Source organism: Rhodococcus sp. NPDC055024, assembly GCF_053608585.1.
The window spans coordinates 183983-210112 of the sequence record NZ_JBSGVT010000008.1 but is presented as its reverse complement, the minus strand read 5'-3'; the positions used below and the strand labels follow the sequence as shown (position 1 = coordinate 210112).

The window sequence follows — 26130 nt, the reverse complement described above, 5'->3', positions numbered from 1 at the left end:
CGGCGAAACCATCCGGACGCCCACATGCCTCGGCGCCACCCCACAAAAATCCCGCTGGACCAACCCAAAAACGACGAAACCCCGCCCTCGTCAGTAGAGCGGGGAAACGCCGACCCAGCGAGCATCGGTGTCCGATCCAATGCTCACCGAATCGCGCAGCAGTAATGCGGCTGCCACGCTCAAGCGCGACCGAAGAACGCGCCCAAGAACCAGGAACTAACTACCAAACGGAGATCCGAGCGAACCGAGCGAACCACTGCCACCCGGATTGCCGGGGTTACCTGGATTGCCAGGGTTACCGGGGTTTCCGGGATTCGGCGGCGCATCAAAGAACACCGAGATGAAGAACGTCGCAGACCCAACAGTCGCAGGAACAGGCGCAATACTCGTCCGGTAGTTGCAATTCACAGAACGAGATTCCGTCAACACCTCCCCAGGCTGCGAATCGCACGAGTCCACCCACAGGCCCTCAAGTTCCAGGGCTTTCGGCCACTCATAAACCCAACCTGCCGAATCGTGAGGCAGCGTTACGGTCACATCCTTTGGCGCAACTGGCGAACCACTGAAATTCGCCTCACCGACCCTCGCATCGACAAACGTCGCACCACTCATAGAAGCGTCACGCCATACCGTGCTCCGAACGTCGGCACGCGTGAAATCGGCATCATCGGCCTTTACCGACTGGAGTTTCGCCAAGTACAGTCGCGCATCAACAAATGATGCGTTCTTGGCAATCGCGCCATTCAATGTCGCGCCAGGCAAGTCTGCTTTGTCGAACGATGCGCCTTCTGCGTCGGCGTTGTTCATTGTTACGAACCACAGATCAGCGCGATCGAAGTTCGCTCCACGAATATTCGCGCGACTCAAGTTGGCTTCTCGGAACTGTGCACCCGACAGATTTGCGCCCTCAAGGTTCGCGTAACTCAGATTCGCCTTGCTCAAGTTCGCGCCGCTCAAATCGGCTCCAGGGCAACTAGTGAAGCGCTGCGCATTCGGGCTCGACACAATGTTGCAGCCGTTGACGTTGAAGTCGGCGGACGCGGTGCCTAGGCCGACCGTCATCGTCGCACCAACAGCTATGGCGAGCGCACCAACTGCGCTCGTGATCTTCAGTTTCACTCTTTGCTCCTGGGTTGCCAACTTTTGTTTGAGACATATCAAACCAGACAAACTGGACGGTTGGTAACCCTTGCCCAAACTGCACCCCAAGTAACACCTAAAACCCAAAAGAATCCCGCCCCACAGCAACCCTGCCGTGGGGCATTTTTCATGCCCGCACGTCGGGCCAACCTCGACTGTCCCAGGAGGACACGACCATGCCCGACACCACCGACAACACCACCGCAACCGAAACTGCGGAGACTGTCGACACCACCACCGCCGAGGCAACCACCACGGAAACCGCGGCAACCGAAACCACGGCGACGACCGAACCCAAGGTCTACACCCAGGAGTACGTGGAAAGCCTCCGAAGCGAAGCCGCCAACGCCCGAGTGAAGGGCAACGAGAAAGCCGCAGCCGCAGCCACCGAGGCCGCCGAAAAGGCGCGCACCGAACTGCTCGAAAATCTCGGCAAGGAACTCGGTTTCATCAAGGGCGACGAAACACCGAAGCCCGAAGAAGTCATCGCCCAGCTGACCACTGAACGAGACACCACCGCGAAGAAGCTCCGCGAGCTCACCGAAGACCGGGCCCTACGCAACGCAGCCACCACACACAGTGGCGACTACGGATCGCTCTCGGACTCAAAGAAACTCAGCAAAGCGATCGCAGAACTAGACCACACCGCCGACGACTACGCCTCCCAGGTGGATGCAGCAGTCAAGGCAGCAATCACAAACGACCCGAAGCTGAAAGCCCAGGCGGCCACCACAGCATCGTCCGTCGAGCACGGCGGAACCGTCACCGTCCCAACGGATGACGTCGATTCCTTCCGCAAATCACGCCGCGAAGACCGCGGCCACACCTTCAACTAGCCACGGAGAAACGACATGGCAAATACCTTCTTGACCCCTCAGGTCATCGCCAAGGCCGCCCTCGCAACGCTTTACGAGACCTGCGTAGCCGCACAGCTCGTCCACCGCGACTACTCCTCGGAGTTCGCCGCGAAGATCGGTGACACCGTCACCATCCGCAAGCCCGCCGTGTTCGAAGCCAAGGAATACGTTCAGGGTTCGGGCATCACCGTCCAGAACGCGGAAGAGACTGGCGTCGCTGTCAAGCTGAACCACCACGCTGACACGTCGTTCGCGGTCACGAACCGCGACCTGACGATGAAGATTGCGGACTTCCGCACCCAGCTCCTCGACCCCGCGCTGGAATCCATCGCCCAGAAGATCGACCGCGACATCCTCGCCTTCCGCAACGACATCACCCAGACTGTCGGCGTCGCTACCGGCCGCGAGTACAGCAAGCCTGAATCGCTCATCGACGCCGGCACTCTCCTGAATATTGCGAAGGTTCCCTCGCTGGATCGTCACGCGATTATCGGCCCCGTCGCCAATGGCAACTGGCTGAACGCGGACATCCTCAAGAACCACAACTCCTCGGGTGACACCGAAGCGTTGCGTGAGGCGTACATTGGCCGGCGACTGTTCGGGTTCGATCCGTACTGGTCGCAGAACATCGGCCAGCCGAAGGACGTCCCAGCAACGGGCGATCCGACCACTGAGGTTGGTGTTGCGTTCCACCGCACTGCGGTTGCTCTCGTGACGCGTCCGCTGGAACTGCCCCTCGGTTCCTCGAATGCGTTCGTGGAGAACTACAAGGGCTTCGGTCTCCGCGTGGTCATCGGCTACGACCAGAACCACAAGACGGACACCGTCTCGGTCGACACCATCTACGGCGTCAAGACCCTCGACGCCAACCGCGCGGTCCTGATCAAGGGACCGAACAAGGCGTAACCCGTCTGGCAGCCTGATTCGTCAGGCTGCCAGCAGGTTTCATCGATTGGAGCATCGTGACTTACCGATACACCAGTGCTGAAAATGGGCAGATTGTCGAGTCGGAGGATCGACTCGACTACCTTGAAGGGCTTGCCAGGTGGCAGGTTTCGGAGGTCGCCCCCGCGAACCCCGATCCCGATCCGGCAGCGGACGCCGAAGCTGAGGCCGCAGCGATCGAAGCATGGCTCGCCGCCGAAGCTGAAGCCAAGGCGGAGGCCGAAGCTGAAGCCAAGGCGGAGGCCGAAGCTGAGGCCGCAGCGGCCACCCCGAAGGGTCGCACTCGCAAGTAACCCCCTGTTCGGCGACGCCCGCACCTGACTATCCGGTGCGGGCGTTGTCGCACCACCTTCTAGGAGACCTGTGCAGATCTACGCCACGTGGGAACACCTCGCGGAATGGCTAGCGCCCGATGACCTCCCCACCGAAGATGAATCGAAACGTTGGCTGCGGATCGCATCCGAACGGGTCCGTACCGCAACACGCGCCGACATCTACTCCACCGATCCCGCCGGATACCCGGACGAGCCTGACGAGATCGTCGCGTTCCGTGAAGCGACCTGCGCGCAGATCACCGAATGGATCGAAGCCGACCTGGATCCGTTCAAGGGCGTTGCGGGACAGGAACTGTTGGAATCGAAGTCGTCCATCGCAGGTGGCCTGATTGAACTCGACACCAACGGATCTGCCGAAGCCCGAGCACGCGCACTCACGGTCCTCTGCGATCGCGGGTACGACATCCTCCGTAACGCCGGCCTCGCATCGAACGCACCCGGATTCGTCTGATGGCGCGTGATCGTTTCGCACGCTGGTGGCGACACAAAGTCCTCGTGGAACGGAAGACCGGACAAGGACCACGCGGCCCGACCTACGCCGCACCGGAACCGCTCAAATCCGCGATCGACGACAAAGCGCGACTAGTTCGCGATGCGACAGGCAAAGAAGTCCTGTCATCGACCACGGTGGCGTTCCCTGCGGGGACCGCGTTCATCGAACCCGGCTCGTGGGTGACACTTCCCGCCAAGTACGGCGGCCGTCGCTCGAAAGTGATCATCTCCACCGTCGCTGACGGCGGAATACTCGCAGACCACGTGCAGGTCAGTTTGGAGTAACCATGGCCCTGCAATGGAACGGCCCAGCGATCGCAGCCCGAGTGCAAGCCGCAGCAGAACGTGCCAACATCCAGGCTGGTGAAGTGCTGCTGGCGAAGGCCCGCGCGAAGACGCCCATCCAGGACGGATTGCTCCGCGCATCAGGGAAAATTTCAGCGTCAGGCAAGTCCACGGCGGTGTCATTCAACACCGTGTACGCGGCCCGCCAGCATGAGGAAGTCGGCTGGAGCCACCCCAACGGCGGCGAAGCGAAGTACCTCGAAAAGGCGAAAAACGAGTTGGCTGGAGAGTACTCGCAGATCGTCGCCAACGGGATCGCGGGGGCGATCTGATGATCACACGCACTCGCATCGAAGACGGGCTCGCAGATTTTTTGAAAGACGTTGGCGCGCCGCTCATCATCGGCAAAGTCACCCCCACCCCAGACCGGGCCGTCTTCATCAACGTCTACGACGAGCAGCATCTCCGCGACCCAGATCGGGCGAACCCAGACGTGTGGATCCAGTTGCGCGGCCGAACACCTGGCGAAGATCCGGCGCCGACAAACGATCTGATGGACAGCATCTTCCGGCTCCTCGACAACAAGTCGCACTACCGGATGGGTGACATTCGGGTGGCTCGCTCCATCCGGGTAGTCACCACATCCACCGACGAGGACGGCAGTGGGCGCCACGAACGCGCCGACTCCTACAAATTCCATCTCAACCCTAGCTAAGAAAAGAGCCTGCTATGGCCGATACCCTTCTGGCCCCAGACACATCCACTCTCGACTCTCACCTCGCCCGCGACTGGGCAGTCCAGGTCAAGGACGACGGCGGAGACTGGGTGTTCGTTAACGCTCTCTCGCAGTTCGCGCCCACTAGCGACAAGACCTTGCAGGACGACGGCGACATCGGCATGAAGGGCGGAAAGTCGTCCCTGGCCACCGCCATCGGATTCAACATTGAAATCACCGGCCTCCGCAAGGGCACCCTCGCCGGTACCGCATACGAGCCCGATGAGGGCCAGGAAATCCTGCGCGGTAAGGGCGATGAGATCGGTGCGCTTGCTATCGCGGACATCCGCTACTGGCGCACCGACGGCCTCAAGGATGCATTCCAGGGCCGCTACACCGTCGATTGGAAGGACGGCACCGAAGACAAGGAAGGTCTCCTGTCGTTCACGTGCACCCTCACCGGCCGCGGTCGTCGCACCAAGATCGCGAAGCCACTGGGAAACTAGTCGACCCCTCGCCGCCGCCCGGTGATGGTGGCGATGAGGGGCTGCCCCCTGAAGACGATCTGAACGTCGAAGAAGACGACTAGAACACCCCACCGCCCGACCGCATTCGTGTGGTCGGGCGGTTCCTGTTCCACCACACACTTTTGGAGCCAGACACCGTGCGCGACCTACGCGAACTATTCGACCCCAATCTTTATCTCCCCATCAACGGGAAGACGTACACCATCACGTCGCCGAACGCCGAAGAGGGACTGCGGCTGAGGCTCATGTTCTCAACCCTCGACGCGAAGATCGGTGACGACGATCAAGTCGGAGAGATCGCGAAACTTCTCGGCGCGACGTGGGTTCCGAACATGGTCACCAAAACCGTCCTCGACATCGCGACCGGCGAACCTGTTCTCGGCGAGAACAACGAACCCACCACCGTTGAAGTCGACGAAGGAAAGTACGAAGGCGGCGTCTGGTCGGAGATGGCCAACGACGGCGTCGATTGGGTCTCCCTCATGCACGCCGGCACCACCGCCCTCTTGTACTACGGCCAAGGTCCATACATCGGCGAAATCTACTGGGAGACAGGACTCACTGATACCCCGGGAAACTCACTACCCCCGAAGCCGGAAATGGTGACGGGGGATCGCAGCAGCAATCCGCAGCGCCGGAAGAACGCGAAGCGGAACAACCGCAAACGGAAGTAGACCCCGACAGCCTCCCCGGCCGATACGGGGACGACGACGCGGGTGGCGGACCGTACAACCCGAAAACCGGATTGCGCGCCTGGTACAACCCACGCCACATGCAACCCCGCCACGCCAACAAGCCTGCAGCCAAACAGGTTGAAGGGCAGAAGATTCGACTGTCGTGGCCAGACATCCTCGGCGAATGGGCTTCCATAGAACTCGACTTCCAGGACTGGAACATCGACCTCGAATCCGGTGTCCTCAAGGAACGCTCGTGGCGGTGGATGAACCGACGAATCTTCGGTCTCGTCGCCAACCCGGAATCACGCCTCCACAAGGCGCTCAAGATCCCGCTCACTCACACACCTGAATAGCTAGGGGAACGCGTTGGCGATTGAATGCAAGGTGCCAGCGTGCACTACAAGCCGTCGGCTGTACGGGTTTTGCCCGATGCATGCGGCACGGTTCAAGAAGTATGGCAATCCGCTCAAGACGAAAGTCCACTTCGATCCTCGTGAGCGTTTCGACGCGCTTGCGAAGCAGGGCGAAGGTGGCTGCCTGGTCTGGACCGGCGAAATCACGAATCGTGGCTACGGTCGAATTGTCATTAAGCGCCAGAAGGTTCTGGCGCACAGGTGGTCCTACGAGACGTTCGTTGGTGAGATTCCAGACGGATACGTAGTTGATCACAAGTGCAACAGGCCATCATGCGTGAACCCTGCGCACCTGCAGGCAGTAACTCAGCAACACAACGTCATTCGATCGGAAACCGATCTCGCTGCGATCAATGCGCGCAAGACGGAGTGCCTTAATGGCCATCCGTTCGACGCTGCAAATACATACGTCAATCCCAAATCCGGTTCGCGAAAGTGCCGGGCTTGCGCTCGGGCGCGGCAGGGGACGTACACCCGTAGGAGGGCAGAGTCATTGCGCTCGATGTAGGAACCCTCTACGCGACTCTGACAATCCGGGACGAAGACTTCCAGTCGGCGTTGTCGCGCGCCCGCAGCAACATGGAAGGCACGGGCCGATCGTCAACTTCGATGGCGTCGACTGTTCAGCGGGCTTCAGCAGCGGCCCAGGCCGCGCATGCCGCACACGCTACTGCGACCACGAGGCTGTCGTCGGCGCAGCGTGACTTGAACACGCTGATGAACAACTCGGCTCGCACCACCGACCAGGTCGCGCAAGCCGAGCAGCGTGTGGCGCAGGCCCGCGCCCAGGTCGCACAGACCACGGTTCGGGCACACGATTCTCTGGCGAATCTCAACCGCGAAAACGACGCAGCCGCAACGAGTACGAACAACCTGACCACGGCACTGGGTAAGGCGAAGTCCGCGGCAGCGTTGATGGGTGTCACGGTCGGCGCTTCCGGGTCGGTCAAATTTTTGACGGACGCGATCACGAACGCCCGAGCCTTGGGCGCACAAACGAACCAGATGACTGTTCTCTTCGGCGACTCGAAGAGCACCATCAGCGACTGGGGATCAACAGCATCATCGACTCTCCGCATGTCGCAACGCGAAGCGCAGGGCGCCGCTATCCAATTCGCCACCTTCGGCAAGGCCATCGGACGCTCAGGGCCCGAATTGGCGGCGTGGTCGCAGGATCTCACGAAGCTAGCCGGCAACCTCGGCAGTTTCTACGGAATGGACACCGCTACCGCGGTGGAGGCTATGTCGTCGGCATTCGCAGGTTCCGCTGAGACGATGCGCCCCTACGGCGTGCTCTTGGATGACGCAACCCTCCGAAACATCGCGTTCAAAGAGGGAATCACCGAATCCAACCGACAGCTGACTTCGCAAGAGAAGATCCTCGCCACGTATGTAGGCATGAAGCAACAGCTCGCCCACGTCGACGGCGATATCGAGCGGTCGAACGGCAAGTACGGTGCGTCACTCAAAGAGTTGAAGGCGCGCTACGAGGACACATCCGCAGCGATCGGCGGGAAGATCATCCCGATCGCGAACACTTTCGTTCAAACCCTTTCCGGCCCAGGGATGCAGACATTCGGTGTCCTTGCCGAAAAGGTCGGCGGCCTCGCTGAAGGGCTTCGGCTGTTAGGCAGCGTCTTTGGACTACTGCCGGGACCGATACAGGCAGCCGTCGCCGCACTCGTCGCCGGAAAGATCGCCTCGCTCGCACTAGCGCCTGCTGTTAACCGTGCAGGCACCGCAATCACAGGCATGGCAACCACCGCACGACTCCAAGGCATGATGGCAATGGACCGCCTACGCGGAGCGTTCCTCAACGCTGGTCTCGGCGCCGCAGGATTCACACGCACCGCTGCCACAACTGGCGGCGCGATGTCAGCCATTGGCCGCGGCGCGAAATCCGCGCTCGCCGCCATGGGCGGACCTTGGATGCTGGCCGTGACTGCCGGCATTCTTCTCTTGGCTCGGCACGCGAAGAAGTCGCAGGAAGCTAAGCAGCGGCAGGACGAGTTCGCTTCCGCGACGCAGGGTCTTGCGCAGATCATGTCGAACACGAACGGCACGTATTCGCAGGCTGGACAGAAGGCCGCTTCGACCATGCTTGAAACGGTCAAGTTGGCGGACGGTTCGAAGACCCTCGGTCAAGCATTCGACGACATGGGCATCAGCGGATCCCGTGCCGCACGAGGCCTGGCAGGGATCGGCACCGACGCGGCACGCACACGCTCGGACCTGGAAGGTCTGCACGCTGAGCAACGGAAGAACCTGGGCTTCTGGGACAAAATGGGCCAGCAAGTCTCGAACACTTTCCGCGGCGAAGAGTGGGACTACGAGACCGACGCGTCGAAGCTCCTGGACTCGTATGACCTTGCGCAGCAAAAGATCAAAGAGAATCAAGAGAAGCTGAAGCGGGAAGCGCAAAACGGCGGCGATGTCGTTATCGCCTCGGACGGTACGGCCTACATCGGCGCGATGACCGAAGCGATGATCGATTTCGACAAGGCATCGTCGTCGGCCTCGAAGCAGGTCGACATTCTCGCGAAAGCGCTATCGGGTCTGCGGAACGACAGTCTCACCATCCATGATGCTGAGGCCGCGGTCAATGACTCGATGCGCGGGATGAGCGACCTCAAAGGCACATTGGGTGATGTCGGTCTCGATCGGTTCGGAATGATCGACACTGCAACCGAAAAGGGCGCGAAAGCTGACGGTGCAGCGCGGAAAGCGGCCGAGGACTACGACCAACTCGCTGCCGCGATCTTCACTGCCACCGGGTCTGCTGAAGCTGTCGAGAAAGCCATGCAGGGCACGTACGACAGGTTCGTCGAGAACGCCACCGCGATGCTCGGATCGAAGGAACAAGCACTTCAGCTCGCAGAAGCGTTGGGTTTGATCCCGAAGGACGCTGCCGCTGAGCTTGGGGTCAAGAATGAGGCGGAAACCCGGTCGCTGATTGACACGATCGCCGGCAAGGTCACCGATTTCAACAACACATCCGCGACAGTCACTGTTGATGTGCTGGACGAGAAAGCAATCGAAAAGCTGGAGGCGGCAGGGTTCGCTGTAGAGGAACTTCCAGACGAGAAGGGCTTCACGCTCACCGCGACAACCGCCAATGCGGTGGCCGCCCTGAACGGCGCCAAGGGAATTGTGGACGGGATCCCAGCCTCGAAGGTGATCACGGTCGACACGCCTGGCGCATCGGAGACCATCGACAAGCTGACCGAAGCGAACATCCTGACGCACGTTGACAATGAGAAGCGGATCGTCGTTGAGGACAATTCGGCTGACACGATCATCGCGTTGGCGAAACTCGGTGTAGCAACTACGTCGCTGCCTGACGGCACGATCGTTATCACCGATAACTCGGCTGCGGTCGCCGGGAACATCGAGAGGAATCTCGACGGGAAGCGCACCACCGGAACGCACACGATCTACACATCGACGTTCCTGACACAAGCCCAGGTCACTGACAGTCAGACGTTTTCGACTGACGGTTCGGGCGGCAAAGTCCCGATGGCAGACGGCGGAATCCTCGCCGGGAAGTACGCGAACGGCGGAATCAATCGTATGCCGGCGTCCGCGGAGATCATGTCGCCGCGACCGAACTACATCATGGTCGCTGAACCCGAGACGATGGGTGAAGCGTTCATTCCGTTGGCGCCGTCGAAGCGTGCCCGTTCCGAGCAGCTCCTCGGAACCGTTGCCAATAAGTTCGGCATGAGTCTCATGCGCGGTGATGTCGAAGCATTCGCTGAGGGCGGTTTCGGTGGCAACCACGGCTCGATGCCTGAAACAGCTGCAGTCACTTTGTCGGCCCGGAAGGGCGTCGACGCTCGCGGAACCGGGTTGGTTGGCGCTGCCGGCGTGGGTCACATGGTGGCATCCCTACTTGGCGGCAAAGGCTTTGACACAGGCGGAACGAGCATCCCAGGCATGTCCGACTGGGGACTCGAAGAGAAACTCCGCAAGCAACTCGAAGCGTGGGCCGGGATTCAGTCGACGGAACATCAGCTGTCCGAGGATGAACTTCGCCAGTTGGATCGTGACATCGAGGATGGAAACGCGAACCTCCGTGGCGCGCGCATTGATGTGCAGAAGGCGAATGACGCGCTGCATGAAGCGGAGACAGCTGAGAAGCCGGATGAGTACGCGATCCGTAGCGCCCGCATCAGCGTGCAAGAGGCCGAGGCGAAACTCCGCGAGACGGAGCGTGAGAACGCGAAGCTCGCTGACCGGAAGGCGAAGGCCGGTGACACGGCGAAGGCTGCGGACCTGCCCGAGTTCAAGGACTGGTTGTCGGAGCAGATCAACGGCCCGAAGCCTATGTCTGAAGAGGATCGGGAAGCTCTCAGAGAGAGCGTCGAATCGGGTGTATCCGCAGAGGAACGCGCGATGTTCGCGGTGGAGAAGGCGCAGATCGCGTTGGACAAAGCGAACCGTGCCCCGAAGGACGACAAGGACAAGGGCGCAACGCAAGCCGAGAAAGACGACGCTCTCGAATCGTTTGAGACGGCTAAGCGTGCGTTGGCTCGGGTGCAGGAAGACAATGCGCGGCTCGCGAGTAAGTACGCCGGAAATGTCGCTGCCACATCGGGCGGTTCTGGCGCGTCCAGCCCGCCTGGTGGCGGTGGTTTGTCTGGTGAGCAGCAGAGCATCGTCAACTCGCTCGGCAGTGTCGCACAGGGCAATCCGGGTGCGACGTACCAGATCATCGTTGGTCAGGTGAACAACGGACCTGTGTCGGTCAACGATCCGCAAAAGCTCTTGGAGACACCGAATTCGACGGGTGATCCGATCCACGAAGCAATGATGCGCCTAGGAGTGAAGTAGTGATCCGTTACGAGTTTGTGGGCGTGGATGGTTCGTTGTGGGTGTTCGGCTCACCGTTGTGCCCGATCCGGTTGGCAGCGACGCCAACCGGGTTGGGTGGTGCCCCGTTCAAGCATCAGCGGGTGGCGAATGCTCGTCAGGCTGGCGCAGATTGGGTTGGTCGCGACGACGAGATCAACGTCATCGGATTGAAGGTGACGATCGGACCGATGCGTGCGGGGAAGCCTGCACGTGAGGTGTTCACCAGGTGGCGCAACGCACTCGGCTACGGCGACGAGGTCGGCGAATTCCACGTCTACTGCGACGGCGAACATTTCTGGCAGTACGTCCGATACGAGGAACCCGCTAAGGATCCGAAGATCGATCTGCTGGACGACATCGGCTGGATGCAGGAAGAGATCAAACTCTCGTCGGATCTGTCTTGGTGGCGCGCACCGGACTTCGAAGAAACATACGACCAGGCGACGTTTTTCGATGCACGGATCCGCAATGACGGTGACGTTGATTCGTGGCCGCACTACGACATCACCGGCCCTGGAGTGTTCGTCATCGGGCAGGCCGATGACTTCGTCACTCTCCCCGCGATCGGTGTGGGGCAGAAGTGGGACATCAACACCGACCCCGAGGATGCGTACATCCGCGACGGCAACGGCGTCGACAAATGGAAGTCCGTGGGAATTCAGCGTTGGCGCAAGCCTTTCAAACGGAAATCCGTCACTCCGATCATGATCAGCACGGGCAGCACCACCTCGGCGTCATCGGTGAAAGTCACGTTGCCGCAACTCTATAGAAGGGGGACAGGTTGACCCCAAACGTCAAATCCCCTCCCGCGTTCGATATCGACATTTTCGCCGGCGACTACAGTCACGCAGAACCTTTCGGCCCGTACATCAGGGCTAAATTTCAGTGGAAACGCAATGAAGCTACTGCGGCCACGATCCAAGTCAAAGCAAGTCACCCTCACGCTGACCGCTTGAAGCAATGCAAGACCAGCGTTGTACCCATTCGCACGTTCTACAACGGCAAGGTGTGGGACGGCCGCGTCATGGACGTCACAATCGAGGGCAAGCCTGGGCAGGAAACCGTTACGGCGATCTGCGCGTCGAACATGAAGTGGCTCGAATCGATTCTCGGTTGGCCGATGCCGCTCGCCCCGGAGTGGGCGCAGGTCAAGAAGCAGGACATCATGATCGGCCCAATCGACTTCGTATGCCCCTATTTTATTGCGAAGAACGCGACGCGCTTGAACAAGCCGGTGTATGTGAAGGTTCCGTCCGGTGGCAATCAGATCAAACTGCCGAAGATCCCCGCGAGCATCGATTCGGTGGACAAGTTCTTCGAGTTCATTGCCTCACTGGATCTTTGCGCGATGTACACGCGGATGACGCCGTTGGACGAACTGTTTCAGAACGCATTGAAGTCCTCGGAATCTGAGATCACTTGCAACCTATGGGTTCCCGGCGATCCTGACCCCGGAAGAATTTTCAATACCAACTCACTTGGTCGACTGCAGAACATCTTCGACCTGCACGGCGACAACTTCATGTTCTTCACCAACCCGAACAACATCCTCGGACTGCTGAACCCGGAAACGTACGGCAAAGCCACCGAGGCCTGCTACATCGTTGACACCCGCAAGAAGCGGGACCGCAAGTGGATGCAATGGACCACCGATGGTGGCCAGATTATCGACTACAAGCGGAACATCACGCATCCGACCGCGCACCAGGTGATTACTGGCGGTCAGTCACCTGAGTGGCTGAACGAATTGGGTCGCATCCTCGCGGACGGAATTATCGGGCTGATCCTGTCCGTGTTCGGTGCGGGGTTCCTGGCGCCGTCCGTCGGCGGGTTGCTCGATGACCGGTTCGGGTCGTTCAACAAATTCAACAACAGTGAACTCGAAGAACTGTTGGGCCGTCACGGTTTCGGTGAGGCGTACGCGAACGCGCAGGTTGCGTTCACGCTCGATTCCCTGATGGCTGGACTGCAGGGTCTGCGTGATCATGCGGGCCGCGACTCCATCAAGATCCGTGTATTGGATGGCGGCGCAGCAGGTAAGGGCTTCCAGTTCGGCGCCGACGACAACTCGGGACAGCGGTACCAAGAGGGCGACATCATGTCGTTCGTCGACGGCGACACCGTGATCACCGACTACGTATCCGAGGTGACCATCGAAGACCAGCGCGGCGGATTCTGCGTCGCGGAAGTGACCATTGGCGACGACCAGCCGGTGAAGGATCCGTTCCTCCGAATGGTCGACAAATTCAAAGAATTCGGCTCAACAGGCCGAGTTATCGCAACAACTGCGCGTTGATTGAAGGGGCCTTCTATGGCATGGAAAGGTGATCCCGTTTGGCTTGAGCAAGTCATTCGTGATGCAGGAGTGAGCGTCTCGGTGTTTCCGGGCGCACTCAATCGAGGTAAGGGCGACTTTGGCACCATCTGGGGTGTCATTGCACACCACACCGGAGCGCCAGTTGGCAGTAACCCAGGGCCGGGCGCGATCGCGAACCATCCGTCGCTCGGGTTGGCGTCGCAGATCCACCTGTCCCGCAGCGGCCACGCAACAGTGTGCGGCGTGGGTATCGCCTGGCATGCGGGCGTCGGCTCGTGGCCAGGTATCACGGCGAACGCCGCAAACCAGGTGACGATCGGCGTCGAGGCCGAGAATTCGGGAACCGAGGGTTGGTCGAGTGCGCAATATTGGGCGTACGTGCGCATCGTCGCAGCGGTCCTCCGCAGACTCGGACACCCGTCGACCCGCACGATCGGCCACAAGGAATGGGCTGCGATCCAAGGCAAGTGGGATCCGGGCGGAATGGACATGGGCAAGTTCCGGGCTGATGTCGACAACATGATCGCTGAACTGAACGGTGTGAAGCCAGACGTTCCGGTGATCGAGAACCAGATCGATCGCGTTCGGTTCTTCTCCGACTGGCTCGGCAAGCGCCTCCACGACGGAGAACGCAAATGCAAGGACGGCGTCGGACGCTACGCGGACTTCGAAAACGGTTCCATCTACTGGCATCCCGATACCGGAGCTGTCCCGGTCCCGAAGTTGGTCTACGAAGTGTGGGCGGCGCGCGGATGGGAGATCGAGTTCCTCGGCTACCCACAGCGATTCCACGTCGTCTACGAAGCCGAGGGCGACCTGCAGTCCTTCCAGGGCGGAACGATCGCCCGACGCTACGGCACAAAGGGCTTCGTCTGCCACGGCGTGATCGGCCGCCGATGGATCGAAGAGGGCGGCGTCCGCGGTGTCGACGACAAGCCCACCAAGCTCGGCTGGCCTACCTCGGATGAATACGACTTCGACGGTGGCCGCCGGCAGGACTTCGAGCGTGGATCTCTCGTCTGGCATCCGTCGGGCGCAATTCAAATCGTAGGAGACAACTGATGACTCATAGGGCTGAAGGTAGTTTCCGGTTTCCGTCGTTGTCGGAGCCACAGCGCGCGTATTTCTATCGACTGTCGTCGGCGGCTTTGCTGGTCGCTGGCGGGTACGGCATGGTCGATTCTGTTACGAGCGGGAATCTGTCGGTGTTCCTGGTTGCACTGTTCGGGCTGCCCATCTCAGGTCTCGCGCAGATGCACACATCAACAAAAGCCGTCGAGTGACCCCGGAGCACATCAACGCGATCTTCGCGGGCGTCGTGCTCGTCATCGGCGCAGTCACGTCCTGGCAGGGACGGCAGATCAGCCGCTTGCGCACCGAAATGGATGAACTGCGAGCCGCTTTCGACACCACACGCGACAAATTCCGCATCGCGAAACGTCACATCCGGGACTGGATGCGCTGGGAAACAACCCGCCAAGGCGATCCACCCGAAATTCCGGCTGAACTGGCCGACGACATCTAGGACACAGCATGGCTGATGAGGCGACTCCCGAGGATTACACGAAGAAACTGATCGAGCTGCAGGGGCGGGATCTGCCGTCGGATGAGTTGGAGCGGTGGAAACACATCCTCGGGATCGACCGCAGTCTGCTGGATATGATCGCGGATTTCATACCGTCGATCGGGTTCCTGGTCGAGAAGGTCGACAAGGTCATCAAGGATATTGCGCACGCGATCACGGGTGTTGTCGGCGGCGGACTTTCAGCGATCGGTGATTGGGTCGAAGACTTCGTGAAGAAAGTCAATCGCACGGTCAACCAGATCGGAGAGGTCTTCCGTGGGCTGATCGTGACGCCGATCAACGAAATCGTGTCCGGTGTCCGCGACTGGTTCTACGGCCTGTGGCAGCCAGGCAAGGGCGGCGCGGCAGAAGCTCAGCAGTCTCAGCTCACTGATCAGCAGGGCCGGATCATCCTCACGGAGGAGCAGGCCGAGGCCGCGATGCAGGAGGCGCAGGAGGCTGCCGCGGTAGCCGCTGCCGCAGAGGAGACAGGGAAGATCCTCGACAAGAACATCGCCGCTCTGGTCCCTGACATCGGCACCCGCGCGAGACATGAGGATGTCCCGAAGGACACCCCAGGCTGGCAGTCCCTGAACCCCCTCGAGGATGTGTCGTTCCCTCGGAGTGACTTGGAGCGGGTTCCGTGGCGCATTCAAGGGTTCACCAGCACGGAGGGTGGCGGTTCGCACCGGCATTTCATCGATGAGGCGACGACTTCGTTTGTGTGGGCGGACCCGGTCTATACGCCACCCGCTGGCCGCTATGAGTTCGTGTTCATCAAGTCGACCCGTAAGCGGGTCTACAACACGATCACTCTGGCGCTAGGGCCACGGCCCGCCAGCCCCGCGACGTTCTATCTCTGGCTGTTCCGGATGGGCACCACGAACGATGTCCCCAACGGCGCGTTGACGATCGTCGACGGGGACTGGGGCGGAGGCTTGGCCACTCCCGTCCTTCCGGCAATCAGTTCGGATGTGACGTGGGAGTTCGATGACGTGAAAGCGGAGCCGGGTGAATGGTTCGCGGTGTGCGTCATGCAGACGGGTGGGGCGGTTCGGCCACTGTTCCGAAAGACGACCGCGGTGATCGCAGCACGAGCCGGCGTCAATCCGTCGCGACTCTCGATGACAGGCAATGCGATCTCCGCCAACATCCCGGCTGGAACGCTCGACACCGCCAGCCTCGACATCCCCTGGGCCGCTCTCGGACAGAAGTCTGCACTATCCCCCGCGAGTTATGTTGACACGTTCGACCGACCGAACTCCAACACCATCGGACCGAACTGGGGCGTAACAGGAATCGGGATCACACTGTGGGACAACGCCGTCGAATCACGCCGAGTCGACTACGGCAAACTCGACTCCCGCGAAAACTACACAACCGCAGTGTGGGCGCTACCGACAAACACGAAATCGCAGAGCGTCGGCACCCGCACGAAGACGTGGCCTAACTACGACATCATCAACGAGATCCGCAACAAGCCGTACAACTCGATGGTCTGGCTACGCGGAAACGCCGACCTCACTGTTGGTGTCGCAGCGATGATCTATCAGAACAAAATCGAGATCCGCGGATTCAACGCGGCCTACCCGCGCAACACTTCGAACCCGTCACACATCGGCGGAAAGATGATGGCCGAAGTCCTGCACCCGAACACGGAGAACGCGAACTGGTATCTCCACGCGGCAGGTGACGGCTACACGCTCTACAAAAACGGCGAGACGATCAGCCACGCAGTTCTGACCGCACCTGACCCTGCCCGCGAATTCGCGACCGGCCCCAACGACAAGTACGGCGGTATGAGTCTCTACGCCTTCTCGCGTGGCGACCTCGTGCCTGGCTGGCACGGCACATACCTATCTATCGCTCTTGATGAATGGAGGTTGCGGGACCTATGAGCCTCGACAACAACAAAGCTGAATTCGCGATCCCGTCACGACCGGACCTGACGTTCAAAGCCTGGTACAACCCGGACGACGACTGGCTAGCCATCGAAGGGTTCGACGCGGATCAAGTGATGCGCGTCGGCGTTGGGTGCCGTATGGCGCAGGCGGCACCCGCGCCCCAGGCCACATCAGAGTGACTACGATTTCCCCCGCCCCAGTGTGGGTGGGGGAGTTGTGGTCTATCTAGGCGTGTTTGATCTTCACAACTCTGGCGTGCTCGACGTTGATGTTCTTGTTGCCGAGGAAGATGTTGACGCGCTTCCCGCCACCTTCGGCGACTTCCGCCATGGCGATGAGTGCGTCAGCTTGCTCTTGTTCGGTCATCTCAGTCAGCCGCGGACCGACGAGGCTCACCCACCGGAGGATCTCCACGGGCAGCCCGAGAACGTCATCAGCCAACTCTTTGGGGATGCCCTTGGGGATGGCTGGTCGATCACTGTGGGTGCTCACTTCTACCAGTTTACGGTGACGAGCAGTTGCTGTGAATCGGTGACCTGCGTTAATAACCGTCATGACGTACCCAAGCGTCCATTAGCGGATTCATCGTCCAAGCAAATCAGAGGCCTGGACGCTTGGTATATATCAAGACCAAAGAACAGGTAAAGTTCCTACTAAAGTAGGAGGACGTTAGTCCTCCACGTCAGTGTGTGCACGCCGCGGCCCTCGTGCGCAATCACTTGCTAACTGCCCGTCTCTTCCGCTCCTCATGTCGAACTATCACGACGCCGGCGGTGATCCAGACGGCCCACATGATTCCGGCTTTGGCGGGATCCCAAGACGTGGCGGTGAGGTAGATGCCGTACGTCCCGGTGGCGGCCATAAGCCCGGTTGCGGGGGTGATGTAACGCTTCACTGACGTTATCCTTTCCGCTAGCTTGCCAACTTCTCGGGCGGATACTGACCGTAGATACCGCGCTCATCATTGGACAAGAATTGTGCATCTTCGATCTCGGCGCGGTTCGCGGCTGCGTAGATGGCTTGCCGGCGAATTCCGTCCCGCTCCCATTTGCGTGTCGCCAAGGTGAATGCCGCCCACGCTGCCAACCCGCCAGTGAGTACCAGGGCGAGAATCGGCGCGAACTTAAACCCAATCGCAAGAACGACTATCGCGGCGACAACCTTAATTGTGAAATTCATGGTGTGCCTTCCATTGGCGGGATGTCGGGTGGAGGAACGTCAGGCGGGTTTGGTCGGAGCGCTGTGGGGACAGAAGGAACCTAAGGCGCCTCCGACGATTTGAATTGACTGTTGTAGGTCGAATCCCGACTCTTCGAGAGAATCTAGTTCAAGCTTTATTGCAGCTTCACGCCCTTCGCTGCCACTCGGGTACGCCTCGTACATGTTGGTGCACACCCTCTTTGCGAGCGACCTAAAGTAGGAGTTCCTAGCTTCAGGATTCATGCCTGCAGCTTTCAAGCCTGCCTCATATCGAGAGCTTCGAGAAGTGTCCGAGGTCATGATGGAATCACGGTCCCCGCTCCCGATGGTGTCTGAGTTGCCCGACGCCGAGATGGAATAGATTGCTTCCATTACCGAATCTGGGACGGCGGGCTCAGGCTCTTTGCTGCATCCAATTGCCGCGCCTGTGAGCGCTATCCCGATGATCAGGGCTGCCATCTTTGCGGTGCGGGTCATGACCGTTCCTTTAGTCGAATGGCTTGATCGTGCCCGATAGATCTGATGGTGACAAGCGGCCGTCCAGTTTGGTTCGGCCCCGAGGGCTCTGCTGCCAGCACTTTTGATTGGCGCATGGAATGCTGCCATTTGTGCTGCCATCGTCGCCCTGCGGGCAACTCAGGGGCTCGTTTTCGGCATGAAATTACCCCGCTCCGTTGCTGCTGGGGCGGGGTATTGATACTCTGGAGCCGATGACGGGAATCGAACCCGCGTATTCAGCTTGGGAAGCTGATGTTCTACCATTGAACTACATCGGCGTCGCAGCCGACCGGGCGTGTTTTCACCGCCGACCAACCTGCGTTCCGAACATTATCAGACGAGCTTTCACACAGCGTGTCCCCGGCCGTCATTGATCAGATGGCGTGTGTCGAAGTCGGCGCGATTGGTGGATGGTTTGTCCACAAGTTCTGCGCGGGAAAGCCTTTCGGCATGGACAGCTCGAGGTATGTGGGGCAGAGGCACTGCGGGGGAGTCCCGAACTCACCCATCGCGCTTCGTCACCGCAACGTGATCGCCGCGGCGATGGGTCGGCACTGCTCGCAGAACCGGTAGCCTCTACCTGTGCTGCTCTCCGATCGTGACATCCGTGCCGAAATCTCCGTTGGACGTCTGGGTATCGACCCTTTCGACGATTCTATGGTGCAACCGTCGAGCGTCGACGTGCGCCTGGACGGTCTGTTTCGGGTCTTCAACAACACGCGGTACACGCACATCGACCCGGCACTTCGCCAGGACGAGTTGACCAGCCTGGTCGAACCGGCAGAGGGCGAGCCGTTTGTGCTTCATCCCGGTGAGTTCGTTCTCGGTTCGACTCTCGAAGTGTGCTCACTGCCGAACGACCTCGCCGGCCGCCTCGAAGGTAAGTCGAGCCTCGGGCGCCTCGGCCTGCTGACGCACTCCACCGCCGGTTTCATCGACCCGGGTTTCAGCGGCCACATCACACTGGAGCTGTCCAATGTCGCAAACCTGCCGATCACGCTCTGGCCGGGAATGAAGATCGGACAGCTCTGCCTGCTCAAGCTCTCGAGCGCCGCAGAGTTCCCGTACGGAAGCTCCGAGGCCGGATCCAAGTACCAGGGCCAGCGCGGCCCGACACCGTCGAAGGCGTACCTGAACTTCAACCGCAGCTGAACGAACGAACTTCGGGGGGAGTCGCATGATCGGACTTTTCTACGGTCTGGTTTTCATGAACTTGTTGTTCGTGACCAGCACCGTGTGTTTGATGAAGCCGTCGAAAGTCAGTGTTGTTGCGACCGCCTGTGCAGGGGTGGCGTGGCTGTTCTTCAATGGACCGCTGGAAGGTCAGGTCTTGTGGTCGTTGAACAGAGAACACGGTTTGACGGTCTCGGATCTGATGTCGCTTGTTGCCTTCGGCATCGCCGTCCGGGGATGGAATCAGGTTCGCAAAGTCCGTGAAACCGTCGACGCAGATCGTTTCTGACCTGCGCGCTCACCTGGATTGACCGCCACGATTCGGACAGATGTTTCGACCTGGAGCACAACAGTCGTCGAATCGGGCACAATTACTGGTTATGTGGTGGATTGTCGGTGGCGTACTACTCGTATGGGTCGTGTGTTCCATTCCGATTGCCATCCTGGTGGGGCGGGGTATCGCGCGTCGGGACCGCGCAGAATTCGACGGGCGAAATCAACAGTGGGCCGACGAGGTTGTCAGGTCGATCGAGAAGCAATCGGAGCAGAACAATGCCGATCGGCGTAAGCCACCACTGATCAGCTGACCAGCTGGACTTTTCCGGAGGTGAGTGGGCATGGAACTTCCATCCGATACTCCCGACGACGTCGTGGCCGCGGCCGCCGGCGGACCAAGGGTTCCGCAGTTCGATCCCACAGTGGGGATTCCGGTAGTTCCACCTGGGGGAGATGCTCCCCACCGGTTGGTGGTCATCGGCGATTCGCTGTCGCAGGGATTCCAGAGCGGGGCGATCTTCAATACCGATCTGTCATATCCGGCGATCATTGCTCACCAGCTGGGCCGGCTCGACGAGTTCCGCTTTCCCCGTTACGGCGGCCCGGGCGGGCTTCCGCTCAACATCGAACTGTTGCTCCGCACCCTCGATGAGCGCTTCGGCCCACGGCTCGACCTCTGGGAGGTTCCGCTCGCACTCTTCGCTGCGCGTGCGTTCATGGACCAGGTGGAGGACTACTGGGAACGCGGACCGGGCAGCGAAGCGCCGACGTTCTCGGCAATCAACCACAACCTCTCGGTGTACGGGTGGGATCTTCGTGACGCTCTGACCAAGACGGCGCAGGGCTGTGAGGACGCTCTTCACCAGCCGCACGACGATTTGCTCAGCCAGATCGTCGAGAATAACGGTGAGCGCGCCGCACTGCGAGTTCTTCCGCGAGGCTCCGATGCCGAGAAGCGCATGACCGCGTTCGATGCAGCAGCGGAGTTGGGTAAGGAAGGCATCGAAACTCTGATCGTCTTCCTCGGTGCCAACAACGCGCTCCGCACCGTCACCGAACTCCGAGTCGAATGGAGCGGCAACAACTTCCGTGATCCGGACGGCAAGCGCGACTACACGGTGTGGCAACCCGAGCACTTCGCGTCGGAGTATGCCGAGGTACTCGCTGCGATTCGAAAGATCAACGCGCAGCACGTCATCCTCTGCACGGTCCCACACGTGACCATCGCACCGATCGCCCACGGGCTCGGTGGGAAGATCGAAATCGGATCCCGCTATTTCCCGTATTACGCGAGACCGTGGGTGCGCGATACCGACTTCGACCCACAACGCGATCAACACATCACCGGCGCGCAGGCATGGGCTGTCGATACCGCAATCGACATGTACAACGACGGAATCGAGCAGGCCGTCGCGAACGCCCGTCGGGTAGGGAAGGACTGGTACCTCTGCGATATTGCCGGGTTGCTCGAGCGCGTGGCCTCACGGCGCTACGTCACCGACGTCAATGCGCGGCCGTCATGGTGGACGCCGTACCCCCTCCCCAAAGCGCTGACCGACCTGCAACCCGTGCCGGACTCGCTGTTCCTCTCCGCCGACGGTCACGGTGGCCGCGCTTCGGGCGGACTCTTCTCGCTCGACGGCGTTCATCCCACGACAGTCGCGTACGGGGTGATGGCGCAAGAACTGGCGAACATCATGGTCGCGGCCGGAGTCCAGTTCGACCGTGCACAGGTCGATTTCGACCGTCTCGTCCGACGCGACACCTTGGTGCGCACTCCGCCGCAGAATCTCGATTCCACACTCGGCGTCATCGGGTGGGCGGACGAGCATCTCGGCTTCGCCAAACGCGTCTTCGGCCTCTGAATTCAGCTTGCCTTCGACATCGTCGGTGCAACGATGCGTTCCGCGTACTCCCGCAAGAGCGCCACAAGTTCTGCGTCGTCCACGGAAAGTCTGCCGGTCGGACCTATCGCAGCCAAGGCACCGACGACACACCTTTCCGCGTCGTGGATCGGGACGGCGACGGCGGAGCGTCCGACACGAATCTCGTCCACCTCACGGGCGGGCTCACCGCGCCGGATCCGCGAGAGCTCGAGTTCCAAAGCGTCGCCGTCGGTGATGGTGTGGGCGGTGACCTTTCGCAGTGGGGTCTCGGCCAGCTCGGGTCGGTTGGCGAGGAGCAGCTTTCCGATAGCCGACGCGTGAACGGCGGTGACCAGTGTCCGTTCACCGCTGAGTTCGTGGTCGGGATCGCGATCGACGAGCCGAATTCTGTTTTCTGCAAACGACGCGAGATAGACGCCGAACCGTAGCTGCTCGCGGAGTTCTTCGAGGAGTACCGAATTGTCGATGGGTGTGGGTTCGGCGGCAGCCCCGGCTAATTCGCGGGTGCGTCGGCCTAGGGCGAATCCGGAGAGATCGGCGATCCGAACCAGGTAGCCGTCGGCGACAAGAATGTTGAGTAACCGGTATGCAGTGGCAGGTGGAATGTCGGCCAGGGCGGCAATGTCTTTGGCGGTGGCACCCGATCCGAGCCGGGCCGCCGCTTCGAGCAGGGCAAGGGCGCGCTGAACGGCTCGGGGTTCGTGCCCGCCGAGGTCGCGTGGTCGACCCACCATCAGCGGACGCCGGCAGTCGGCTCGCCCACCAGCACGATGTTTCCGGCTGCGTCGGTGGCGAACACCCCAGCTCCTGGTAGTACGTCCTCGGTTTCGGGACTGTCGAAGGCTCCGACGTGCAGCAGGCTTTTGGGGCTTCGGCGTCGCAGGTAGAACTGCCAGAGTGTGCCGGAGGTCAGGATCACGAGTACGGCGATCGGTGCAACGTACGCGTGGTCGATCGTGTTGGCATAAACCAGGTAACCGAGGACTATCGCGCCGGCACCACTGCCACACGACGCGGCCGCGAGAACGCCGGGAGTGTGCTCGCCGATCCGTGTCAGGAAGACAACGGATGCGATAGCCGTCAGTGCATAGGCCACGATGACGGCGCCGCGAACAGTCAGTCGAACGTCGTCGAAGATTTCTCCTCGCCCGAGTACGGCAAAGGTTCCGCCGCCCAGCAAGACGGTGAAGACCACGGCAGTCAATGCGAAGTAGGGCGTGCGGAAGGCACTGTGAACCGAGGCGAACCGACGGGGGAGTAAGCGCTCGACGCCGAACGAATAGACCAGGCGTGACGCAGCATTGGACGAGGCCATCGACGACGCCAGCCACGAGCAACCCAGACCGACGTTGAGAGCGATCACGACACCGGGGCTCACGCCCGTCGCCGTTCCGTGGAGATAGGCGTTGACGAGGGTGTCACTGCGCCCGGACCAAGCGGCCCAGCCGGCAAAGATGAAGAGCGATCCACAGATGATCGGAGTGAGAAGGACTGTGCGGGTGACGGTTACCAGCGGCCGACGGGCCTCGGGGCCGAAGAAGGCCGCGCTCTCGAATCCGGCGAGAGCAAACACGGCAGCCAGAGCGGTGAGCAGTAGTCCGTGGCCGGAGGTGGGCGGAACGATCTGCGCTTGTTGACTTCCGGAACCGCCCAGGATCATGAGCCCGACGATGAACAGAAGGGAACAGCTTTCGACGACGAGGATCGCGAGCGCGGCGAATCTGACACTTCGCACGAGGGCGCCGAGAATCAGCAAGGCTATCCCCAGATAGAGCGCGATGACGTGAAAAGTCTTGTCCACGTGCACACCCGCGAAGCCGAGCAGCGCGATTGCCGCCTGCCCGCCGTGATAGAGCGTCATGACCGCGCTGCCGACGTATTTGACCAGCATGGCGATGCCGGTGGTCAATGCTGCCCGGGTGCCGAGGCCACGAAATACGAAGCTGTGCAGTCCGCCCGACGCCGCCATTCGGCGGGTGAACTGCGATACACAGAAAGCTATGAGCGTCACCAGCACGGTGGCGGCGATGATGGTGATCATCCCGCTCAACAACCGGCCGTGCGTCAGCATGGTGACGGGCAGAACGACCATCGACACAGCGGGAGCAGTGGTCGCCACCGACTGGGCCAGCACCTCGGCACCGGAGAGTTGCCGACGGCCCAACGCGCGCAGCGGCGATCGCGCCGGGGGCTGCTTCTCGCGCGTGGTGAACGACCGCGCGATGGCTTCGGTGAGAGCGGACATGTCGCGTCACGCTAGTCCGGTTCTGTAACGCCGATATTGCGGACATGCTTCCGCTGATCGCACTCGGGTGAGAGAGCAAGATGCGAAAGCTCGCACGTTTCTCACTCGGTCCCCACCGACTGTTTCCTGCGCGTCAAGTTCCGGACCCAACGCTCCTGAAGTCTGTGTTCAACACCAACCACCCGGGTCACCGGGAGCACACTGGGGAGCTCGAATGCCATACACACGTAGATCTTTCATGCGCAGCCTGGGAATCACCGGCGGCGCGGGCCTGGCACTCGGTGCTATGTCGTCCATCGGCCTGGCGCCGGCAGTGGCGTCGACGCCGAGACGATTCCAGGCACCCGCCGCGGGTGACCTGATCGGAAAGGTCAAGGGAAATCACTCCGTCGTGATCCTCGGCGGCGGACCCGCAGGGCTGTGCTCCGCCTACGAACTGCAGAAGGCCGGATACAAGGTCACCGTCCTCGAAGCGCGCAACCGCCCGGGTGGTCGGGTGTGGTCGATCCGCAACGGCACCGAAGAAACCGACCTGAACGGCGAGACACAGACCTGTACGTTCTCGGAAGGGCACTTCTACAACCTCGGTGCGACGCGTATTCCGCAGAATCACAACACCATCGACTACTGCCGCGAACTGGGCGTCGAACTGCAGATGTTCGGAAACCAGAACGCGAACACCTTCGTCAACTACTCCGGCAACAAGCCGCTCGCGAATCAGTCGATCACCTACCGAGCAGCCAAGGCTGACACATACGGATACATGTCCGAGCTACTGCAGAAGGCCACCAATCAGGGTGCCCTCGACCAGGTTCTGAGCAAGGAAGACAAGGAGGCGCTCTCGTCGTTCCTCACCGACTTCGGTGATCTCTCCAGCGACGGCCGCTACGTCGGTTCCTCGCGTCGCGGGCACTCTGCAGAACCGGGGGCCGGCCTCAACTTCGGAACCGAGATCGAACCCTTCGGGATGAGCGATGTGATCCAGGGCGGCATCGGGCGCGCATTCTCCTTCGAGTTCGGTTACGACCAGGCCATGACGATGATGACCCCCGTGGGCGGCATGGACCGGATCTACTACAAGTTCCAGGACGCGATCGGCATGGACAACATCGAGTTCGGCGCCGAGGTCAGCGGGATGAAAAATGTCCCGGAAGGCGTCACCGTCGATTACGTCGTCGACGGTAAAGCCAAGTCGATCACCGCCGACTACGCGATCTGCACGATCCCACCGCACTTGATCAAGCGGCTGAACAACAACCTGCCCTCCGATATCCTGCTCGCGCTGGATGCCGCCAAGCCGTCGTCGTCGGGCAAGCTCGGTATCGAGTACTCGCGTCGGTGGTGGGAGACCGAGGACCGCATCTACGGCGGCGCCTCCAATACCGACCGCGACATCTCCCAGATCATGTTCCCCTACGACCACTACAACTCCGACCGCGGCGTCGTCGTCGCGTACTACAGCTCGGGTAAGCGTCAACAGGCGTTCGAATCACTGACCCATCGTCAGCGCCTGGCAAAGGCCATCGCCGAAGGCGCAGAGATTCACGGCGACAAATACACTCGCGACATCTCGTCGTCCTTCTCCGGAAGCTGGCGGCGCACCAAGTATTCGGAATCCGCCTGGGCATCGTGGGCCGGCGCGGGAGATTCCCACGGCGGCATGGCAACTCCCGAATACACCAAGCTGCTCGATCCCGTCGACCGGATCTACTTCGCCGGCGATCACCTCTCCAACGCCATCGCCTGGCAGCACGGGGCCTTCACGTCCGCGCAGGACGTCGTCACTCATCTTCATCAGCGTGTTGCGCAAACCGCCTGACGTGCTTC

General features: G+C 60.8%; 31 protein-coding genes and 1 tRNA gene. 24 read left to right on the top strand and 8 right to left on the bottom strand.

Annotation, left to right across the window (positions count from 1 at the left end; translation table 11 throughout):
* Positions 1-216: 216 nt before the first annotated feature.
* Positions 217-1119, bottom strand: a complete 903-nt coding sequence (locus ACWF6P_RS18585) for a pentapeptide repeat-containing protein (protein ID WP_452621982.1) — start codon at positions 1117-1119, stop codon at positions 217-219.
* 197 nt (positions 1120-1316) lie between these two features.
* Here ACWF6P_RS18585 and ACWF6P_RS18580 point away from each other — a divergent pair, with 197 nt between their 5' ends.
* The 19 genes from ACWF6P_RS18580 (at position 1317) to ACWF6P_RS18490 (ending at position 17204) form a co-directional block, all read left to right on the top strand.
* Positions 1317-1976, top strand: a complete 660-nt coding sequence (locus tag ACWF6P_RS18580; protein WP_452621981.1) for a hypothetical protein — start codon at positions 1317-1319, stop codon at positions 1974-1976.
* Positions 1977-1991: 15 nt separating this feature from the next.
* Positions 1992-2903 (top strand): P22 phage major capsid protein family protein, encoded by a 912-nt coding sequence (locus ACWF6P_RS18575; RefSeq protein WP_452621980.1) that lies wholly within the window; start codon positions 1992-1994, stop codon positions 2901-2903.
* Between the two features lie 56 nt (positions 2904-2959).
* Positions 2960-3235: a hypothetical protein gene (locus ACWF6P_RS18570; RefSeq protein ID WP_452621979.1), complete on the top strand. Its 276-nt coding sequence runs from the start codon at positions 2960-2962 to the stop codon at positions 3233-3235.
* Between the two features lie 70 nt (positions 3236-3305).
* Positions 3306-3728, top strand: a complete 423-nt coding sequence (locus ACWF6P_RS18565; protein WP_452621978.1) for a hypothetical protein — start codon at positions 3306-3308, stop codon at positions 3726-3728.
* A 44-nt stretch (positions 3729-3772) separates the two neighbouring features.
* Positions 3773-4054: a hypothetical protein gene (locus ACWF6P_RS18560; protein WP_452621977.1), complete on the top strand. Its 282-nt coding sequence runs from the start codon at positions 3773-3775 to the stop codon at positions 4052-4054.
* A gap of 2 nt (positions 4055-4056) precedes the next feature.
* Positions 4057-4386: a hypothetical protein gene (locus ACWF6P_RS18555; RefSeq protein WP_452621976.1), complete on the top strand. Its 330-nt coding sequence runs from the start codon at positions 4057-4059 to the stop codon at positions 4384-4386.
* The gene (locus tag ACWF6P_RS18550) at positions 4386-4769 is read left to right on the top strand and encodes a phage tail terminator protein (RefSeq protein ID WP_452621975.1); all 384 of its coding nucleotides are present in this window, start codon (positions 4386-4388) and stop codon (positions 4767-4769) included. The genes ACWF6P_RS18555 and ACWF6P_RS18550 overlap by 1 nt, the downstream gene beginning before the upstream one ends.
* Positions 4770-4783: 14 nt before the next feature.
* Positions 4784-5275, top strand: a complete 492-nt coding sequence (locus ACWF6P_RS18545) for a phage tail tube protein (protein ID WP_452621974.1) — start codon at positions 4784-4786, stop codon at positions 5273-5275.
* A 158-nt stretch (positions 5276-5433) separates the two neighbouring features.
* Positions 5434-5970: a DUF7426 family protein gene (locus ACWF6P_RS18540; protein ID WP_452621973.1), complete on the top strand. Its 537-nt coding sequence runs from the start codon at positions 5434-5436 to the stop codon at positions 5968-5970.
* Between the two features lie 98 nt (positions 5971-6068).
* A complete protein-coding gene (locus tag ACWF6P_RS18535) occupies positions 6069-6326 on the top strand; it encodes a hypothetical protein (RefSeq protein WP_452621972.1) in 258 nt (85 codons plus the stop codon).
* A 76-nt stretch (positions 6327-6402) separates the two neighbouring features.
* Positions 6403-6894 (top strand): HNH endonuclease signature motif containing protein, encoded by a 492-nt coding sequence (locus tag ACWF6P_RS18530; RefSeq protein WP_452621971.1) that lies wholly within the window; start codon positions 6403-6405, stop codon positions 6892-6894.
* 101 nt (positions 6895-6995) lie between these two features.
* On the top strand, positions 6996-11219 hold the full coding sequence (locus ACWF6P_RS18525) for a hypothetical protein (RefSeq protein WP_452621970.1): 4224 nt from the start codon (positions 6996-6998) through the stop codon (positions 11217-11219).
* Entirely contained in the window at positions 11219-12025 is an 807-nt protein-coding gene (locus ACWF6P_RS18520; RefSeq protein WP_452621969.1) for a hypothetical protein, read from the top strand. Before ACWF6P_RS18525 ends, ACWF6P_RS18520 begins: the two co-directional genes overlap by 1 nt.
* The gene (locus ACWF6P_RS18515; protein WP_452621968.1) at positions 12022-13536 is read left to right on the top strand and encodes a Gp37-like protein; all 1515 of its coding nucleotides are present in this window, start codon (positions 12022-12024) and stop codon (positions 13534-13536) included. The genes ACWF6P_RS18520 and ACWF6P_RS18515 overlap by 4 nt, the downstream gene beginning before the upstream one ends.
* Before the next feature lie 69 nt (positions 13537-13605).
* Entirely contained in the window at positions 13606-14619 is a 1014-nt protein-coding gene (locus tag ACWF6P_RS18510; protein WP_452621967.1) for an N-acetylmuramoyl-L-alanine amidase, read from the top strand.
* The gene (locus ACWF6P_RS18505; protein ID WP_452621966.1) at positions 14619-14840 is read left to right on the top strand and encodes a hypothetical protein; all 222 of its coding nucleotides are present in this window, start codon (positions 14619-14621) and stop codon (positions 14838-14840) included. Before ACWF6P_RS18510 ends, ACWF6P_RS18505 begins: the two co-directional genes overlap by 1 nt.
* Positions 14837-15082, top strand: coding sequence for a hypothetical protein (locus ACWF6P_RS18500; protein ID WP_452621965.1), 246 nt, complete (start codon positions 14837-14839; stop codon positions 15080-15082). The genes ACWF6P_RS18505 and ACWF6P_RS18500 overlap by 4 nt, the downstream gene beginning before the upstream one ends.
* Positions 15083-15090: 8 nt before the next feature.
* Positions 15091-17019: a hypothetical protein gene (locus ACWF6P_RS18495; protein WP_452621964.1), complete on the top strand. Its 1929-nt coding sequence runs from the start codon at positions 15091-15093 to the stop codon at positions 17017-17019.
* Positions 17016-17204: a hypothetical protein gene (locus ACWF6P_RS18490; protein WP_452621963.1), complete on the top strand. Its 189-nt coding sequence runs from the start codon at positions 17016-17018 to the stop codon at positions 17202-17204. The genes ACWF6P_RS18495 and ACWF6P_RS18490 overlap by 4 nt, the downstream gene beginning before the upstream one ends.
* 46 nt (positions 17205-17250) lie before the next feature.
* Here ACWF6P_RS18490 and ACWF6P_RS18485 read toward each other — a convergent pair whose 3' ends face one another.
* From ACWF6P_RS18485 to ACWF6P_RS18465, 5 genes are all read right to left on the bottom strand, one after another.
* On the bottom strand, positions 17251-17517 hold the full coding sequence (locus ACWF6P_RS18485) for a hypothetical protein (RefSeq protein ID WP_452621962.1): 267 nt from the start codon (positions 17515-17517) through the stop codon (positions 17251-17253).
* 223 nt (positions 17518-17740) lie between these two features.
* Positions 17741-17920: a hypothetical protein gene (locus ACWF6P_RS18480; RefSeq protein ID WP_452621961.1), complete on the bottom strand. Its 180-nt coding sequence runs from the start codon at positions 17918-17920 to the stop codon at positions 17741-17743.
* Positions 17921-17937: 17 nt separating this feature from the next.
* Positions 17938-18204 carry a hypothetical protein gene (locus ACWF6P_RS18475; protein WP_452621960.1) on the bottom strand — a complete coding sequence of 89 codons (267 nt, stop codon included), beginning with the start codon at positions 18202-18204 and terminating at the stop codon, positions 17938-17940.
* Between the two features lie 39 nt (positions 18205-18243).
* A complete protein-coding gene (locus tag ACWF6P_RS18470) occupies positions 18244-18702 on the bottom strand; it encodes a hypothetical protein (RefSeq protein ID WP_452621959.1) in 459 nt (152 codons plus the stop codon).
* A gap of 225 nt (positions 18703-18927) precedes the next feature.
* Positions 18928-19001, bottom strand: a tRNA-Gly gene (locus ACWF6P_RS18465).
* A gap of 304 nt (positions 19002-19305) precedes the next feature.
* On the opposite strand from ACWF6P_RS18465, the gene dcd reads away from it, so the two are divergent.
* From dcd to ACWF6P_RS18445, 4 genes are all read left to right on the top strand, one after another.
* Entirely contained in the window at positions 19306-19875 is a 570-nt protein-coding gene (dcd, locus tag ACWF6P_RS18460) for a dCTP deaminase (RefSeq protein WP_019747488.1), read from the top strand.
* 25 nt (positions 19876-19900) lie between these two features.
* Positions 19901-20185 carry a hypothetical protein gene (locus tag ACWF6P_RS18455; protein ID WP_378535855.1) on the top strand — a complete coding sequence of 95 codons (285 nt, stop codon included), beginning with the start codon at positions 19901-19903 and terminating at the stop codon, positions 20183-20185.
* Between the two features lie 91 nt (positions 20186-20276).
* Positions 20277-20483: a hypothetical protein gene (locus ACWF6P_RS18450; protein WP_452621958.1), complete on the top strand. Its 207-nt coding sequence runs from the start codon at positions 20277-20279 to the stop codon at positions 20481-20483.
* 30 nt (positions 20484-20513) lie between these two features.
* The gene (locus ACWF6P_RS18445; protein WP_452621957.1) at positions 20514-22037 is read left to right on the top strand and encodes a hypothetical protein; all 1524 of its coding nucleotides are present in this window, start codon (positions 20514-20516) and stop codon (positions 22035-22037) included.
* A gap of 2 nt (positions 22038-22039) precedes the next feature.
* Here the strand turns inward: ACWF6P_RS18445 and ACWF6P_RS18440 are convergent, their stop codons facing one another.
* Both ACWF6P_RS18440 and ACWF6P_RS18435 read right to left on the bottom strand, forming a co-directional pair.
* On the bottom strand, positions 22040-22792 hold the full coding sequence (locus ACWF6P_RS18440; RefSeq protein ID WP_452621956.1) for an IclR family transcriptional regulator: 753 nt from the start codon (positions 22790-22792) through the stop codon (positions 22040-22042).
* Positions 22792-24303, bottom strand: a complete 1512-nt coding sequence (locus ACWF6P_RS18435) for an APC family permease (RefSeq protein WP_452621955.1) — start codon at positions 24301-24303, stop codon at positions 22792-22794. The genes ACWF6P_RS18440 and ACWF6P_RS18435 overlap by 1 nt, the downstream gene beginning before the upstream one ends.
* A 238-nt stretch (positions 24304-24541) precedes the next feature.
* Here ACWF6P_RS18435 and ACWF6P_RS18430 point away from each other — a divergent pair, with 238 nt between their 5' ends.
* Positions 24542-26122 carry a flavin monoamine oxidase family protein gene (locus ACWF6P_RS18430; RefSeq protein WP_452622084.1) on the top strand — a complete coding sequence of 527 codons (1581 nt, stop codon included), beginning with the start codon at positions 24542-24544 and terminating at the stop codon, positions 26120-26122.
* The last annotated feature ends 8 nt before the right edge of the window (positions 26123-26130 follow it).